Genomic DNA, 16304 nt, shown 5'->3' on the forward strand with positions numbered 1-16304 from the left:
TAATGAAAACAATAGATAACATACCAACAGGCAAAATTGGCCGAACTTCAAAACTGATGCAAACCGGAGTGAAGTTAGGAGGCAATTACCTTAAATATTATAGTAAAAAAGCCTTTAATTCTGAATTTACCAGAGATGAATTAGATCAGGATAATGCCGAAGATATTTACGATAGCCTTAAGAGTTTAAAGGGAAGCGCGCTTAAAGTTGCGCAAATGCTTTCTATGGAAAAAAGCCTTTTGCCAAATGCCTACGTAGAGAAATTTAGTTTGGCGCAATTTAGCGTGCCGCCGCTCTCTGCACCTTTGGTTAGAAAAACATTTAAGAAGTACAACGGAGCTTACCCTGAAGAATTATACGACAAATTTGCGAGCGAATCTGTGAATGCTGCCAGTATTGGCCAAGTTCATAAAGCCGAAAAAGATGGGAGAAAACTTGCTGTGAAAATTCAATATCCCGGCGTGGCAGATAGTATAAGTTCAGATCTAGCGATGGTTAAACCTATTGCTACCAGGATGTTCAACCTTCAGGGTAAAGATTCCGCAAAATATTTTAAAGAAGTTGAAGGGAAATTACTCGAGGAAACCGATTATATACTGGAAGTAAAGCAGAGTAAAGAAATTTCTGAAGCCTGCTCACATATTCCTAATTTAAAGTTTCCTAAATATTATGAAGATTTATCCAGTGAGCGAATTATCACTATGGACTGGATGAATGGGAAACATTTAAGTGAATTTGCAAAAGAAAATACCGACCAGGAAAAAGCGAATAAGGTAGGGCAGGCACTTTGGGATTTTTATATGTACCAAATGCACGGTTTAAAAGAAGTGCACGCTGATCCTCACCCGGGAAACTTTCTTATCGATAAAGATTCAAATCTTATCGCTATAGATTTCGGGTGTATCAAACAGGTGCCAGACGACTTTTATGTACCTTATTTTGAATTGGCGAAAAAAGAAAATATTGATAATCCTGAATTTTTCAATGAAAAACTTTTTCAATTAGAAATTTTAAGGGAAGATGATTCGGAAAGAGAAATCGAATATTTTTCGGAGTTATTTTATGAAATGCTGAGCTTATTCACGGGTCCGTTTCACGAAGAGACTTTTGATTTTGCCGACGAAAGCTTTTGGAATTCAATTACAGCACTCAGCGAAAAATATAGTAAGGATACAGAATTGCGAAAAATGAATGGAAATAGGGGAAGTAAACACTTTCTTTATATAAACCGCACATTTTTTGGATTATATAATTTACTGCACGATCTCAAAGCGAAGATCGAGGTTAATAGGTTCCGCGATTATATGTCATAATTGTTGGTTTTATTTATTGGTTAGGTTGTGAAAGAGCGTTATTACCGTCCCTATAGTAATAGCGTTTTTTCTATTTTTAGACGATAAGTTAGATGCTAAATTCTTCGTTTTAAATTGGAGTTTTCAAATAAGATTTTCTAATAAATTTTCTGAGTAAATGCTGAAATAAAAAAAGCTGTTTGAAAAGCTCTTTTTTCGTCAAGCTGTCCCGAAGCTTCGGGATATTTCAGCTTCTAACAACTTAGATCCTGAAACAAGTTCAGGATGACGATTTTAAGATTTCTCAAACAGCCTAATTAAGGTATAAAGTCTAAAATTTAATCTTTCATTTCTTCTGAAGTTTCAATATTTCCGGCTACTTCTTTATTTTTCACATATTGTTCCAGCCATTGGTCTTGCTCCCAAAGTACGTGTAGAACAGATTCTTTCGCGCTGTAACCATGACTTTCCTTTGGTAGCATTACCAAACGCGCAGTAGCGCCAAGTCCTTTTAAAGCATTAAAATAACGTTCACTTTGCATAGGGTAAGTTCCAGAATTATTATCTGCTTCTCCATGGATCAATAAAAGAGGAGTTTTCATTTTATCAGCATGCATAAAGGGAGACATATTGTAATAAACCTCCGGAGCTTCCCAATAGCTTCTCTCTTCACTTTGGAATCCAAAAGGAGTTAGGGTTCTATTATATGCTCCACTTCTGGCAATTCCGGCCGCAAAAAGATTAGAATGCGATAAAAGGTTTGCCGTCATAAACGCACCATAACTATGGCCACCCACCGCAACGCGATCACGATCTATATAGCCCATTTCGGCAACAGCATCAATTGCTGCTTTTCCGTTTGCAACCAGTTGTTTTCTAAAGCTATCATTTGGTTCTTCTTCGCCTTCTCCAATAATTGGGAAAGAAGCATCGTCTAATACTACATAACCTCGATTTACCCAATAGATTGGCGAACCATAATAAGGATAAGTGAAATCGTTGGCGTTTGAAGTATTCTGTGACGCCGAATTTTTATCCTTGTATTCTCTCGGGTAAGCCCAAACGATCATAGGATGTTCTTCAGGATTCTCTTTATCAAAACCGGCAGGGAGATAAAGCGTTCCGTTTAGTTCCAACCCATCTTCGCGCTCGTAAGTAATTACTTCTTTACTCACGTTTTCCAGACTTTTAAAAGGATTTTCAAAAGAAGTAATTTGTGTTAGGTCTTCTTTATCATCTATGTCTCTAATGTAATAATTAGGATACTCGGTAGCCGATTCTATTCTTACCAGAATTTCTCCATCTTCAATATCTAAAGCCTCTACAAGAGTTTCTTTCTTATCGTTGTATTCAGATTGATATAAGCGTTCGGTTTCACCATCTTCCAGGTTAATTTTATCTACAAAAGGAAATTGTCCTTCCTCGCTATAACCGTCACCAAGCAGAAAAGCATCTTCACCATCCAGTTTTAAAATGCTCTGGCCAAAATCATTTTTTGTGGTCACAAAACTTCCAGGATCACTGTAACGATCCTGATAATTTCTGTCAAAGATCACTTCAGGTTCTTCTGAAGCATCAGATGGGTTAAAAACATAGGTTTTTGTGTTCCGGGTATTCCACCAGTAATCATAAGCAATAGCAATTTCATCATCTCCCCATGTAATTCCTGAGAAACGATCCTGGGTTTTCAGAATAGAATTTCCTTCCCCGCTAAATGGAGCTTCTAAAACAAAAACTTCATCTCTAAAATCAACTTCAACTTCAGGATCACCTTCATCCAAAGCTTTTACGTAAACCAAAGTAGAAGGTTTGTCGCTGCGCCACTGTACATTTCTTCTGCCGGTTTGAGTAGACATAAAACCTTTGGGTAGATCTTCTAATAAAGGCTCATCGTTTACCTGGTTTACCAAATCTCCATCAGCGGAGTAAATATTTGTTTCTGAAGGGAACCTGTAATAAGGAACCAAATAAGAAAATGGCTTTTTAAGGTGATTTACCATCACATATTCACCGCTTGGAGAAAATGAAACACTGTTGTACATTTTAGCGTCCATCCATTTCTCTGAAGTGCCGTCTAGATTTACTTTTACTAATTCTGAACGAGCTAATTGTTCAAAATTATATTCATCGTTAGGATTTTTAAGTAAATCCTGGTAGGTACGGTTTTGGGCTTCTTTCCCATCACTTACCGAAATTGTAGGTCCTGTTGGAATAGCAGTTTCAGTATTGATTAGATCTTTACGATCTTCAGGGAGCATTTTAACTAGAACCGAAGAATTATCTTTAAACCAGTTAATCACATCGCGCATATTCGCGTTAAGATTAGCTTCGGTCAACTTTCTGGCCTGGGCATTTTCAAGATCCATAACCCAAAGTTCTACCCCGTTATTTGTAGAGTGGGTAAAAGCTATTTTTGTTTCATCTGGAGACCAGTTAAAATTTGCCAGGCGGGCATTTTCGGGTAAACCTTTTACCTGAGTTGGAGTTTCGGCATCAATAGGTTTAACTTCCAGGTTATTATAATACCTGGCGCGACTACTAATATTTGTTACCGGGTTGATTCGTAATCCGCCAAGTCTTAGTTCCTCTTCACTAAGTTCAGCAATAGATTTATATTGATCACGATATAGAAATACCATCATTTCACCATCGCTATCTAGAATTGTAGAAGGAGCTAGTGGTACATCTACCAGTTCAAGGATTTCTTCGGGTGGTTTTTGGTAGGTTAGATCTTCCTGAGCAAAGAGAGCAGGAAAACTCAGCATTAAACTGAAAATACTTAAAAAAATTTTTCTCATAATAATGTGGTTTTTGGAAATGAAAATAAAAAGGGGCTATAATCGCAGTAATGTTAATCTTTACTATATTGCGGACCCGTTTTTATTAAATGCTTAAATTTAAATTGAATAAGGTCTAAATATACTAAACAATAGAATATGTATCAATCTAAAATAGCCGGAGTTGGGAGTTATGTGCCAGAGAATGTTGTTACTAATGATGATTTGGCCAAAATTATGGATACCAGCGATGAATGGATTCAGGAGAGAACCGGTATCAAAGAACGGCGTCACATTAAAAAAGGCGATGGTAATTCTACCGCTATAATGGGGGTGAAAGCTGCCAAAATTGCTATTGAGCGCGCTAAAATTGATAAAGATGATATAGACCTGATCGTTTTTGCAACCCTTAGTCCAGATTATTATTTTCCTGGTTGTGGAGTGCAGGTTCAGGAAATGTTAGATATAAATACCTGTCCCGCTTTAGACGTGAGAAACCAGTGTAGCGGATTTATCTATGGCCTTTCTACTGCCGATCAATTTATAAAAACCGGGATGTATAAAAATGTACTGGTTATTGGTAGTGAGAATCACAGTGGCGGACTTGACTTTACAAGCCGTGGGCGTTCGGTTTCCGTTATTTTCGGTGATGGTGCAGGAGCAGTGGTTTTAACCAGGAGTGATCATAATGGTGAAGGAATTCTGTCTACTCATTTACATTCTGAAGGAAAACACGCCTTGGAACTTTCTCTAAAAGGACCTAGTACTGAACATTGGGTTCCTGAGATTATTGCTGAAAACCCTCAGGGAGATGATATTCCTTATTATCCTTATATGAATGGTCAATTTGTTTTTAAAAATGCGATTCAGCGTTTTTCTGAAGTGATCATGGAAGGTTTAAAAGCCAACGGACTCGAAGTTAAGGATATTGATATGTTGATTCCGCACCAGGCCAATCTACGTATTTCACAGTTTGTGCAGCAAAAATTTGAATTAAGAGACGACCAGATCTATAACAATATTCAGAAATACGGAAACACTACTGCAGCCTCTATTCCTATTGCTTTATGTGAAGCCTGGGAGAAAGGAAAAATTAAAGATGAAGATGTTGTAGTATTAGCCGCCTTTGGTAGCGGATTTACCTGGGCAAGTGCCGTGATTAGCTGGTAATTATAACCAAACTCAAAAAAAAAGGTCATTCTATAAAAGAAATGACCTTTTTTATTTTTATATGTTTAGCACATTTTATTTTCTATACTTTTCTAAAATATCTAAAGAGATCATAGATTCCAAAGACAATAAAACCTACTGCCAGGATAGATCCAAAATTATCGGTTTCATCTGCAGTTAAGTGGGTGTAGAGACGGTAAGTACCATATACAAGAAAAATAATTCCCAGTATTAAATACCATTTGTTGCGTTTTCCTCCTTTGAGGTTACTCATCTTTATAATCTTTTGGGAAGGTTGTTTTTGCGATCTTTAAGGCTTCATCGTAATGATTTTTTACCACAAATAGCTGAACCTGTCCCGGTAAACCACCGCCAAATCCGGCGCGTAAACCTGAATCAAAATCGTTTCTAACCCGGGAAGAAATTCCTGCTTTACCAAAAAGTTCCTGTAGGTATTGAACATTGGTATCAGAACCCGTATATACTCGCTCGTAAGATTCGTCTGAACTCATAATTTATAGTTTTTAGTACTATCTAAAATACGAAGTATAATATAGCTTAACGGCCATTTTATACAGAGTTTAACGTTCTAGGCATTATAGTATTTACTGCGCCAAATAGCCGAACTAAAATTCTTTCCTTTTTTAAATCCGTAGAAAATAGAAAGGCCGGCAACCCATTTAAATGCAAAGAAAAAAATCATTAAAAACTGCGTGGTGGTTTGTTGCGGTGAGAAAAGTCCGTCGGGAATTAATAGTGCAATTAAAAAACTAAGAACCAGCAGTAAAGCAATAAAATTTTCTAAATGCTTAAAAGGCCACATCATTAACTTTCTAAAAGGATGCAGATCATTACCCCATTTATGAATTAGGTAGAAATAATCGTTCCCCATAGGAGCGAAAAGTAAAGGGTCATCGGCATTTTCAAGTTTAAAAAGTTTAGAAGGCGCTACAATTTTAAAACCTTTTAAAGATATTTGTTGCTCCTTTTCTAAGGCTTTAATTTTAGAGAGGGCTTCGTAAGGAATTTCTCCTTTAAAATAAGTGCTGTCTAAGAAACGCAGGCGATAATCAATAGAAAGCTTTTCAATATCTGAAAGATGAAAAATTCTATTGCTTTCTAATAGATCCAGGTTAAAATTATTAATTCCGGCGTCTCCATTATGAATTTCATTTAGAATTTCATCATCCTTTCTTGCTTCATTTTCAAATATTTCCTGTACTTGTTGTAAAATGTTTACAGTAGAAATTCTTTTTTCGCGAGACTTATGCAACTGCACTTCCAAATTAGTGCGGGGCAAGTTTAAATTCAACTTCATTTTCCTTTTCTTTAGCATCTGTCACTAAATTAAGTAATTAAGATGATTCATGCAATCCTATTTTTTATTCTAAACCTTTCGATGTTCAATCTATCCTAATTGGATATTTTTAAATACTGTTCAACTAAAATATAATTAAATTAAACAAAAATTAAAATGAACGAGTTCTTAAGTAAATGCTAAATCGTAAACTAATAAAAACCGAAGCACTCTTAATCTCGTTTATTTAATAAACCATTTAAAAATTATTGTTATGAGAAATTTAAAACTATTAGGAATTTTTTGTTTCCTATTTATTGGCGGGACTTTAATGGCCCAAAACGGATCTACTATGGTTGGAGGTGCAGAAATGTATCCTAGCAAAAATATTGTAGAAAACGCCTCGCAATCTAACGATCACACTACTTTGGTAGCTGCAGTAAAAGCTGCTGGATTAGTGGAAACTTTACAAAGTGAAGGTCCTTTTACCGTATTCGCACCCACTAACGCAGCTTTCGAGAAGCTGCCAGCAGGCACGGTAGAAAGCCTTTTGAAGCCAGAGAACAAAGAGCAACTACAGGCTGTTCTTACTTACCATGTAATTACCGGTAATTTTGGAGCAAAAGATGTTGTTGCTGCAATTGAGGAAGGTGATGGGAAAGCTACTTTTGAAACCGTGCAAGGTGGAAAACTTTATGCCATGATGGAAGATGGCAAAGTAAAGCTTAATGATGCTTCAGGTAATGATGCTACGGTAACTACAGCAGATGTAAACCAGTCAAATGGAGTTATTCATGTTATAGATACAGTAGTGTTGCCGGGGAAATAAATTGCTATTGAAAAAGAAGAATTAAAGAGCGGTCAATATGGCCGCTCTTATTTGTTAATTAAATATCAAAAAAGTTATATCCTTTTTCTAGTTCTCGAGAAAGACTTATTTTGAATGAAAATTGAAATTTATGAAGAAAGTAAAATTACTTATCACGTTAATTATGGCGGGAGCCTTTATGATGTCTTGTGGCTCTGGAAGCAATATTTCTAAAGACTCTGCCAAAAAAATAGAGAAATACAATACGTATTCTTATTTACCTAATAAGGATACTATTAAAGATACGGGTTATGATAATGATCGCATTCACCAAGTGATTATATCTACCATCAACAATAATATGTCTTCCGAAGGTTATGCTATAGATAATAGCCGGCCAGATGTGTTAGTTTATGTTCACGCAATGTTTGACGAAAGAATAGCAGATGTAAATGCAGATCCTGTTTATACCAATTTTTCATACTATCGCCCCGGACTTTATATAGGGCCATATTATGAAGATTATACTTATGACAACTATTTCACCGTGCAGCGAATTACCGCAGCAGAGAAGGTTAAACAACTGCCTTATAAAGAAAAATCTATTGTTATAGATCTAATTGACAGAAGAACAAATCAAATCCTATGGCGTGGAACTGCCGATGAGGAAATTGGTTCAAAAAGATTAGAAAGAGATATAAGAGATTATGTAGATGAGATTTTTAAAGAATTTCCATAATTCTCTTTAGCAGAAAATAAAAATTGGCTGTTTAAATTTCCATTGTACGTCAACCTGAATTTATTTCAGGTTCTAACTTGAGCTAAGTTCAATTTAGCTTAGACTCTGAAACAAGTTCAGAGTGACGTTAGGAGCGTTTAAACAGCCAATTTTATATGTAATTACCTCAATTCGGCCTGAAGTTCTTCTTCAAACCTGTGCTGAAGCTTTTTCATCATTTTATCTACCTGCTTATCGGTAAGGGTTTTATTTTCATCCTGAAACTTAAAACTTACGGCATAACTCTTCTTTCCTTCAGGGAGATTATTTCCCTGGTAAACATCAAAAAGATCTACTTCCTTAAGAAGTTTTTTCTCCGTTTTTAGAGCGATTTGCTCAATTTCTTCATAAGAAACATTGTTATTCAATAACAGGGCAAAATCACGTCTAACCGCAGGATATTTAGGAATAGCGCTAAAGCTGGTCTTTCTGGCCTTGGTAACTTCCAATAACGCATCCCAGTTAAAATCGGCATATAATACTTCCTGTTCAATATCAAAATGCTTCAATACTTTTTTGCGAATTACCCCAAATGCAACCAAATTATTTTTAGCTGAAGAAAATATAAGTCCTTCAGAAAACACATCAGATTTTACTGGGGAAGGTTTTAAATTTTCAATGCCTAACCTTTGAAAAATAGATTGAATAACACCTTTCAATAAAAAGAAATCGGTTCTCCCAGAAGTTGAATTCCAGCGTTCTGCATTTCGGTTTCCACTAATAAAAATAGAAAGATGTTTGTTTTCAACGCGGCTACCGTTAAAATCGTGATAGGTTTTTCCGAATTCAAATAATTTTAAATCGCTGCGTTTTCTGTTAATATTATAACTCACAGATTCAAGTCCAGAGTACAACATAGATTGACGTAAAACCGATAAATCCTGACTTAAAGGATTCAGCATTTTTACATTTTGGGAAGCATTCAATTGCTCACTCAAATCGGTATATGCTGGTGTGGTTAGTGAGTTAGCCATAGTTTCGTAAAAACCTTGGCCCACTAGCTGGTTTGCGATTAAATTTTGAAGTCTGTAATCTTCAAATTTTGAAGAATTAGCTACCGAAGCATTTAACTTCTCACCAAACTTAATATTGTTGTAACCATAAACTCTTAAGATCTCTTCAATTACATCGGCTTCGCGCTGTACATCTACCCGGTAAGATGGAATAGTAAGACCCATCCCGGTTTCGGTAACATTATTTACACGAATTTCAAGAGAAGCGAGTATAGATTTAATAGTTTCCTGCTGAAGGTTCTCGCCAATAAGCTTGTTTACCTTATCAAAAGTTAGAAAAACCTGGAAGTCTTCAATTTTCTTCGGATAAAGATCATCAATATCACTGGTTACTTCGCCGCCGGCAATTTCAGTAATTAAAAGCACGGCCCGTTTTAAAGCATATTCGGTGATATTAGGATCAATTCCGCGTTCGAATCTAAAAGAAGCATCGGTATTTAAAGCGTGTCTTTTAGCAGTTTTTCTAACATTTACCGGGTTAAAATAAGCACTTTCCAGGAAAATTTGTGTGGTAGCTGAGGTGACTCCGCTTGAGGCTCCGCCAAATACACCGGCGATACAAAGCGGTTTCTCGGCATCACAGATCATCAGATCTTCCTCGTTAAGTTCACGTTCTACATCATCTAAGGTGGTGAATTTTGTTCCTTTTTCTAATGTTTTTACATTGATTTCATTTCCGGTAATTTTTCCGGCATCAAAGGCGTGTAGCGGTTGCCCAAGCTCATGCATTACGTAATTAGTAGCATCTACCACGTTATTCTTTGGGCCAAGGCCTATTGCTTTTAGTCTATTCTGAAGCCATTTTGGTGATTCTTCAACCTTAAGACCTGAGATCGTTACTCCGCAATATCTTGGAGCAAGCGCCGAATCTTCAACCTGTATCTGAATCTTAAGACTTCTATTGTCTACATGAAAACTACTAACCGAAGGAGTGATAAGTTCCAGGTTTTTCCCTTGTTGGGTATATCCGGCTTTAAGATCCCTGGCAACGCCCCAGTGGCTCATAGCATCGGCACGGTTTGGCGTTAGTCCAATTTCAAAAACCTGGTCGTTTTCTACTTCAAAAATTTCGGCTACGGGAGTTCCGGGAATAAGGTCATCTTTCATCACCATAATTCCTTCGTGGCTTTGGCCAAGCCCAAGTTCTTTTTCAGAACAGATCATTCCAAAACTGGCTTCACCTCTAATCTTCCCTTTTTTAATAGGCCAGGCTTCACCATTTTCGTCGTAAAGGGTAGTGCCAATAGTTGCAACCGGAACCATTTGTCCTGCTGCAATATTAGGCGCTCCACAAACAATTTGCACCTGCTCGCCATTGCCCAGATCTACATTGGTAAGTTGTAATTTATCGGCATTGGGATGACTTTTACATTCTAAAACATGGCCAACTACAATTCCTTCCAGACCACCTTTAATACTTTGAAAACCGTCCAGGCCTTCCACCTCAAGTCCAAGATCAGTCAGTAGTTCTCCGGTTGCTTCTGGAGCTTCAGGGAGTTTAATGAATTGTTTAAGCCAGTTATATGAAATTTTCATGTCTCAATATTTTCAGTTCGCAAAGATAGTATTACGAATAGTTTTGGCATAATTTCAAATTTTAATTTTATGTCTTATTTTGGTAATTCCTGTAAAAGAAAAAAGGAGCAACCTAAGTTGCTCCTTTCAAACGCTAATTAAACTTAAACTAATAATTAAGCTTCTCTTTTAAATTCCATTTTATTTACGAGTTCCCAGTCCTGGCTGCCTTCTTTTGGTAAGTAAACATTCCATTCTATATGGTCGTTATCTTTTTTCAGGATTACGTGTTTGGCTTGTTTCTTCTCATTATTTTGAATGTAATCTTCCATAAACTCAAATTCCCCGTTGCCTTTATCGGTTATAGAAATATCAGAAACCTCAATACCGTTAGGGTTAATTGCATTAACATAAGCCATTTGGTAAGTGTCATCCATAGCATCGTAAGCTACTATTCTTTCGCAACAAGCAGCATTTCCTTCCTTGGTATGGGTTATTCTTAAAACCGATTCCCCGGGTAAGTAAGTAATATTTTGTGTGCTTTTGGGTGCATCTATCGCCTGGCCATCTCTATAACCGGTTTGTGTTATTTCCCATTCTCCCGCTAGAAAATCTAACTTTCGATGCTTATTTTCTAAACGAGCTAATTTTGAAAGCGAAGCTTGTTTCATTTCAGTTTTTTCTGCTTCGTCCTCTATATTTTCCGCTAATTTTGCAGCTTTCTTAAAATTCTCTTTGGCTTTCTCATTCTCTCCTTTTTCCAATAATAGATCACCATAAGAATCATAAGGATTGGCTTGTTCTGGATATTCTTCAATTTGTGCTTTAAAAACCTGCTCTGCAGTTTCCAGGTCTTTATCCTCCATCATCAACTTGTAACCCAGGAGATTTAAAGGTTCCTGCAAACCTTGGTATTCTGCAGTTTTATGCTTTTCATACATTTTCATGGCTTTATCAAGCCCGTTACTTTTATACTCTTCATATAATTTCTCTTCCAGCACTGTTTCATTTTCTTCCTGCGCAAACAGCAAGCCACCGCATAAAATAAGCATCAAGCTTACCAATCTTCTTAAAACTATTCCCTCTTTCATAATGTTTGACGTTTTGATTATGTATTTAAATTTACACAATAATGTGACTAAAATTTTTTCATGGATCATTGTTAAATACTGTAAGTCAGTCATTTGTTTGGTTTTAGATTGTTGGAAAGCCTTGGTTTTACTAAGAAAATAGTATTGAAGAGGGACAGACTAATGATTCTGATTTAGGTAAAAATTAGGGGAAATTCAGTAGAGTGTTTTTGGAGCAAAAATGATTTCTAGCTAATATAATTCCAGATATTTTTATGTTTTGCGAGTTGCGCATAAGTGAAACGCAGCACTTTATTTTTTTCAAGGGAAAGGCTGGGGTCCCCTTTTAAAATTCTCATCGCATGATGGCGCGCCAATTTTAGGATGTCATTATCCTTTACAATATCGGCTATCTTAAGATTTAAAACACCGCTTTGCTGGGTGCCCATAATATCGCCGGGGCCACGTAATTTCAAATCAACTTCGGCAATTTCGAAACCATCGTTAGTGGCGGTCATGGTTTCCAGCCTGATTTTACTGTCGTTGGATAGTTTGTGACCGGTCATTAAAATACAGAAACTCTGTTCCGCACCACGGCCTACACGGCCTCTAAGTTGGTGAAGTTGAGAAAGGCCAAATCGCTCGGCACTTTCAATAATCATGACACTGGCATTTGGCACATTTACTCCAACTTCAATAACCGTGGTAGCGACCATAATCTGGGTTTCACCGCGAACAAAACGATCCATTTCATAATCTTTAGCGTCAGATTTCATCTGGCCATGAACTATAGAAATTTGCTCATCTGGAAACTCGCGGGCAATACTTTCATACCCATCCATTAAATCTTTATAATCCATTTTTTCCGATTCCTGGATCAATGGATAGACCACATAAACCTGCCGACCTTTTTTTATCTCGTCTTTTATAAAAGCGAAAACTTTAAGTCGGTTGCTATCATAGCGGTGTACGGTTTTAATAGGTTTTCTGCCAGGCGGTAATTCATCTATTACCGAAATGTCTAAATCGCCGTAAAGACTCATGGCCAGAGTTCTGGGAATTGGCGTTGCCGTCATTACTAAGATATGTGGTGGTACCTGGTTTTTTCGCCATAATTTTGCGCGTTGCGCTACACCAAATCGGTGTTGTTCATCTATAACGGCCAATCCTAAATTTTTAAATTTCACCTTGTCTTCTAGTAAAGCGTGGGTGCCAATTAGGATATCTATTTCTCCGTTCTCCAGCGTTTCGTGAATTTCCCGCCGGGCTTTAGTTTTGGAAGAACCGGTAAGCAAATAAATACTGGTGTCCAGATCCTTGCAAAGTTCTACAAGACCATTATAGTGCTGAATTGCGAGAATTTCGGTGGGCGCCATCAGACAAGCCTGGAAACTATTATCTAAAGCAATAAACATGGACATTAGTGCCACAATGGTTTTACCCGATCCTACGTCACCTTGAAGTAAACGATTCATTTGCGCACCACTACCAAGATCAGCCCTAATTTCTTTGATTACCTTTTTTTGAGCGCCGGTAAGTTCAAAAGGAAGATGGTTTTTATAGAATTCGCTGAAATTTTGCCCAATTTCTTCAAAAACAAAACCTTTTATCTTTTGCTTTTGCAGCATATTTTTAATCAGCAATTGCAACTGAATATAAAATAGTTCTTCAAACTTTAAGCGGAATTGTGCCTTAGCCAACAATTCCTGGCTCTGCGGAAAATGAATATTGAATACCGCTTCTGCCTTAGGAATCAGTTTTAATTCTGAAGTAATTTCTTCAGAAAGCGTATCGTAGAATTTCCCTTTAGTTTCAATAAAAAGCTGTTGCATCAGTTTATTGATAACCCGGTTGGTGATACCCGATTTTACTAACTTTTCTGTAGAAGGATAAATAGGCTGCATCGCAGTGCGCAGTTGTTTTTTATATTCTTCCACCGATTCCATTTCGGGATGCGGCATACTAAAAAGGCCGTTAAACCAATTGGTCTTTCCAAAGATCACATAAGGCGTATTGATCTTTAAATTCTCCCGAATCCATTTTTGGCCACGAAACCAAACCAGTTCCATTTTTCCCGTTTCGTCTATAAAATCTGCTACCAGGCGCTTGCCGCGTTTTTGCTCTACACTTCTTATATGGGTGATTTTTCCAACCACCTGAACTTCAGCTGAATTTCGTTGTAATTCGTTTATTTTATAAAAACGGGTTTTGTCCAGATATCGATTAGGGAAGAAATTCACTAGATCCTGGTAGGTATGAATGCCAAGTTCTTTCCGCAGTAGATCAGCGCGGTTTGGGCCGACTCCTTTTAGGTAATCTATGGGTGTTTGCAGAATATTAGCGTTCATGAAAACGAAGATATTAAAATCAGGTTTTTTAGGTTGAATTTCCTATAAAAATAAACCTGAATTTTTCTGAAGCCAGAATTTTATGAAGATTTCGTAATTTGCGAGGGTAGATTTTTATTATGAGATACCCCCTTATCATCCTCTTTTTTTGTTTTGGCTGGAATACTTACAGCCAGGCGCCATTAGCTGATTCGCTGGATCAGATCAATAGTATAGATTTTAAAAAAGCTGAAGCCGAAATCCGAGTTATACCTGAGGAAAAGCAGGTTTCCGGTACAATAGAATATAATTTTCAGATTCTAAAAAGCATTGATTCGTTTTATGTAGATGCCAGAAATATGAATTTTGATGAGGTGCTGCTGAACGAAAAATCGGTAGCTTTTAGAAATACCGACCAGCGCATTTGGATAAAGAATGAATTATCACCTTCGGAAAACAATTCCCTTCAACTGAAATATTCAGTAGAACCAAAGAAAGCAGTTTATTTTATCAACTGGGAACTTCCTGATTCTATAGATGCACCAAAGCAAGTCTGGACGCAAGGGCAGGGAAGGTACACTTCCAATTGGTTGCCATCTTTTGACGATCAGCGAGAAAAAGTAGAATTTGATATTTCGTATCAATTTCCCCAAAACCTCGAAGTGATGGCGAATGGTGAACTCATCGCAACTTCTTCAAACGATTCTTTAAAAAATTGGAGTTTTGATATGCAGCGGCCTATGAGTAGCTATTTGCTGGCTTTTGCTGCGGGAAATTATTTAATGGAGGAAACCGAATCTTCTTCAGGAGTTGCATTGCAATTTTATATGCCGGTTTCAGAAAAAGCAAATTTGGAACCCACTTACCGGCATACCAAAACCATTTTTGATTTTCTGGAAAATGAAATAGGAGTAGCATATCCGTGGCAAAATTACAAGCAGGCACCGGTGCGAGATTTTCTATATTCTGGAATGGAAAATACCACAGCTACTATTTTTGACCACGCTTTTATTACCGATTCGATTGCTTTTAAAGACCGGAATTATGTGAGTGTAAATGCACACGAAATGGCTCACCAATGGTTTGGGAATTTGGTGACTGCAGAAACCGCTAACGATCACTGGTTACACGAAGGTTTTGCCACTTTTTACGCTTTATTGGCAGAACGGGAAATTTTTGGAGATGATTATTATTACTGGAAGCTTTACCAATCTGCCGAGCAGTTAAAGGAATTAAGTGATCAAGGCAAAGGCGAACCGGTAACTAAAGCTAACGCAAGTTCGCTTACCTATTATCATAAAGGTGCCTGGGCTTTGCATATTTTGAGAGAAAAAGTGGGCAAAGAAGCTTTTAACACAGCGGTAAAGAATTACCTGGAACAATATAAATTTAAAACAGCCACCACTAGTAATTTTATAGCCGAAGTTGAAGCAGCTGCCAATGTAGATTTGCCCGATTTTATTGCGAAGTGGTTAAACCAAACCGCTTTTCAGGGATTTGCAGCCTTAAATTCTTTAAAAAATTCTGAATTTATAAAGAAACATTTAGAAATTCTGGCTCTAAGAGAAACTCCGCTAGAGAAAAAAGAAGAGCTTTTAAGTGCAGCCTTAGATTTTCCGGTAAGTGATTATACCGGGCAGGAGGTAGTTTACCAATTGGCAGATGAAACTTCAGAAACAGCGATAAACCTTTATAAAAAAGCATTTAAAACCAATAATATTTATGTTCGGCAGGCTATTGCTACCAGCATGAAAAGAATTCCGAAGCAACTTAAAAGCGAATTTGAATCTTTGCTTGACGATAAATCTTATCTCACAAAAGAAGTAGCGCTACTAAAATTATGGATGAATTTTCCGCAAAAGGTTTCCACTTATTTGAATAAAACCAGGGGAGTTGCCGGTTTTACCAATAAAAACGTGCGAATGCTCTGGTTAACCTTGAATCTTATAACTCCAGATTATGAGCCTGGAAAACAACAGGAAATTTACCAGGAACTTTCGAGGTATACCGCTACCTACTATCCTATAGAAGTAAGAGAAAACGCTTTTGGTTATTTATATCAAATAAATAGTTTTACTAATCAAAACTTACTGGATCTAATGCAGGGAACACAGCATCACGCTTATAGGTTTAGGGATTATAGCAGGCAATTGCTAGACGAGTTGCTAAAGAAGGAAGAATATCGGCAAAAATTCTTAGCTTTAGATGATCGTCTTTCTCAAAAAGAGCAGGATTATTTGCAAACTAAACTTTAATT

The 16304-nt window shown here is 37.0% G+C and carries 12 protein-coding genes; 5 read left to right on the plus strand and 7 right to left on the minus strand.

Annotated features, from left to right (window positions below; all coding sequences use genetic code 11):
• Window positions 1-2: 2 nt before the first annotated feature.
• Complete coding sequence (locus B5440_RS09095; RefSeq protein WP_070053319.1) at window positions 3-1313, plus strand: ABC1 kinase family protein; 1311 nt, start codon at window positions 3-5, stop codon at window positions 1311-1313.
• A 317-nt stretch (window positions 1314-1630) separates the two neighbouring features.
• On the opposite strand, the gene B5440_RS09100 is transcribed toward B5440_RS09095, so the two are convergent.
• Window positions 1631-4090: a S9 family peptidase gene (locus tag B5440_RS09100; RefSeq protein WP_070053320.1), complete on the minus strand. Its 2460-nt coding sequence runs from the start codon at window positions 4088-4090 to the stop codon at window positions 1631-1633.
• Between the two features lie 138 nt (window positions 4091-4228).
• Between B5440_RS09100 and B5440_RS09105 the strand changes: the two genes are divergently transcribed.
• Window positions 4229-5239, plus strand: coding sequence for a 3-oxoacyl-ACP synthase III family protein (locus B5440_RS09105; RefSeq protein WP_070053321.1), 1011 nt, complete (start codon window positions 4229-4231; stop codon window positions 5237-5239).
• An 82-nt stretch (window positions 5240-5321) separates the two neighbouring features.
• Here the strand turns inward: B5440_RS09105 and B5440_RS09110 are convergent, their stop codons facing one another.
• The 3 genes from B5440_RS09110 to B5440_RS09120 all read right to left on the minus strand — a co-directional run bounded on the left by B5440_RS09110 (window position 5322) and on the right by B5440_RS09120 (window position 6557).
• Window positions 5322-5513: a hypothetical protein gene (locus B5440_RS09110; RefSeq protein ID WP_070053322.1), complete on the minus strand. Its 192-nt coding sequence runs from the start codon at window positions 5511-5513 to the stop codon at window positions 5322-5324.
• Window positions 5506-5751: a putative signal transducing protein gene (locus tag B5440_RS09115; RefSeq protein WP_057482023.1), complete on the minus strand. Its 246-nt coding sequence runs from the start codon at window positions 5749-5751 to the stop codon at window positions 5506-5508. Before B5440_RS09115 ends, B5440_RS09110 begins: the two co-directional genes overlap by 8 nt.
• 77 nt (window positions 5752-5828) lie before the next feature.
• Window positions 5829-6557 carry a hypothetical protein gene (locus tag B5440_RS09120; RefSeq protein WP_232755979.1) on the minus strand — a complete coding sequence of 243 codons (729 nt, stop codon included), beginning with the start codon at window positions 6555-6557 and terminating at the stop codon, window positions 5829-5831.
• A 253-nt stretch (window positions 6558-6810) separates the two neighbouring features.
• On the opposite strand from B5440_RS09120, the gene B5440_RS09125 reads away from it, so the two are divergent.
• On the plus strand, window positions 6811-7365 hold the full coding sequence (locus B5440_RS09125; RefSeq protein ID WP_070053324.1) for a fasciclin domain-containing protein: 555 nt from the start codon (window positions 6811-6813) through the stop codon (window positions 7363-7365).
• A 130-nt stretch (window positions 7366-7495) separates the two neighbouring features.
• The gene (locus B5440_RS09130) at window positions 7496-8083 is read left to right on the plus strand and encodes a DUF4136 domain-containing protein (protein WP_232755980.1); all 588 of its coding nucleotides are present in this window, start codon (window positions 7496-7498) and stop codon (window positions 8081-8083) included.
• A gap of 161 nt (window positions 8084-8244) precedes the next feature.
• On the opposite strand, the gene pheT is transcribed toward B5440_RS09130, so the two are convergent.
• The 3 genes from pheT to recG form a co-directional block, all read right to left on the minus strand.
• Window positions 8245-10671 carry a phenylalanine--tRNA ligase subunit beta gene (gene pheT / locus B5440_RS09135; RefSeq protein WP_070053326.1) on the minus strand — a complete coding sequence of 809 codons (2427 nt, stop codon included), beginning with the start codon at window positions 10669-10671 and terminating at the stop codon, window positions 8245-8247.
• Between the two features lie 155 nt (window positions 10672-10826).
• Window positions 10827-11741, minus strand: a complete 915-nt coding sequence (locus B5440_RS09140) for a tetratricopeptide repeat protein (RefSeq protein ID WP_070053327.1) — start codon at window positions 11739-11741, stop codon at window positions 10827-10829.
• Between the two features lie 227 nt (window positions 11742-11968).
• On the minus strand, window positions 11969-14068 hold the full coding sequence (recG, locus tag B5440_RS09145) for an ATP-dependent DNA helicase RecG (RefSeq protein ID WP_070053328.1): 2100 nt from the start codon (window positions 14066-14068) through the stop codon (window positions 11969-11971).
• A gap of 119 nt (window positions 14069-14187) precedes the next feature.
• On the opposite strand from recG, the gene B5440_RS09150 reads away from it, so the two are divergent.
• The gene (locus B5440_RS09150; protein WP_070053329.1) at window positions 14188-16302 is read left to right on the plus strand and encodes a M1 family metallopeptidase; all 2115 of its coding nucleotides are present in this window, start codon (window positions 14188-14190) and stop codon (window positions 16300-16302) included.
• Window positions 16303-16304 lie beyond the last annotated feature (2 nt).

Origin of the sequence: Salegentibacter salarius (genome assembly GCF_900168265.1) — a bacterium.
GTDB lineage: Bacteria > Bacteroidota > Bacteroidia > Flavobacteriales > Flavobacteriaceae > Salegentibacter > Salegentibacter salarius.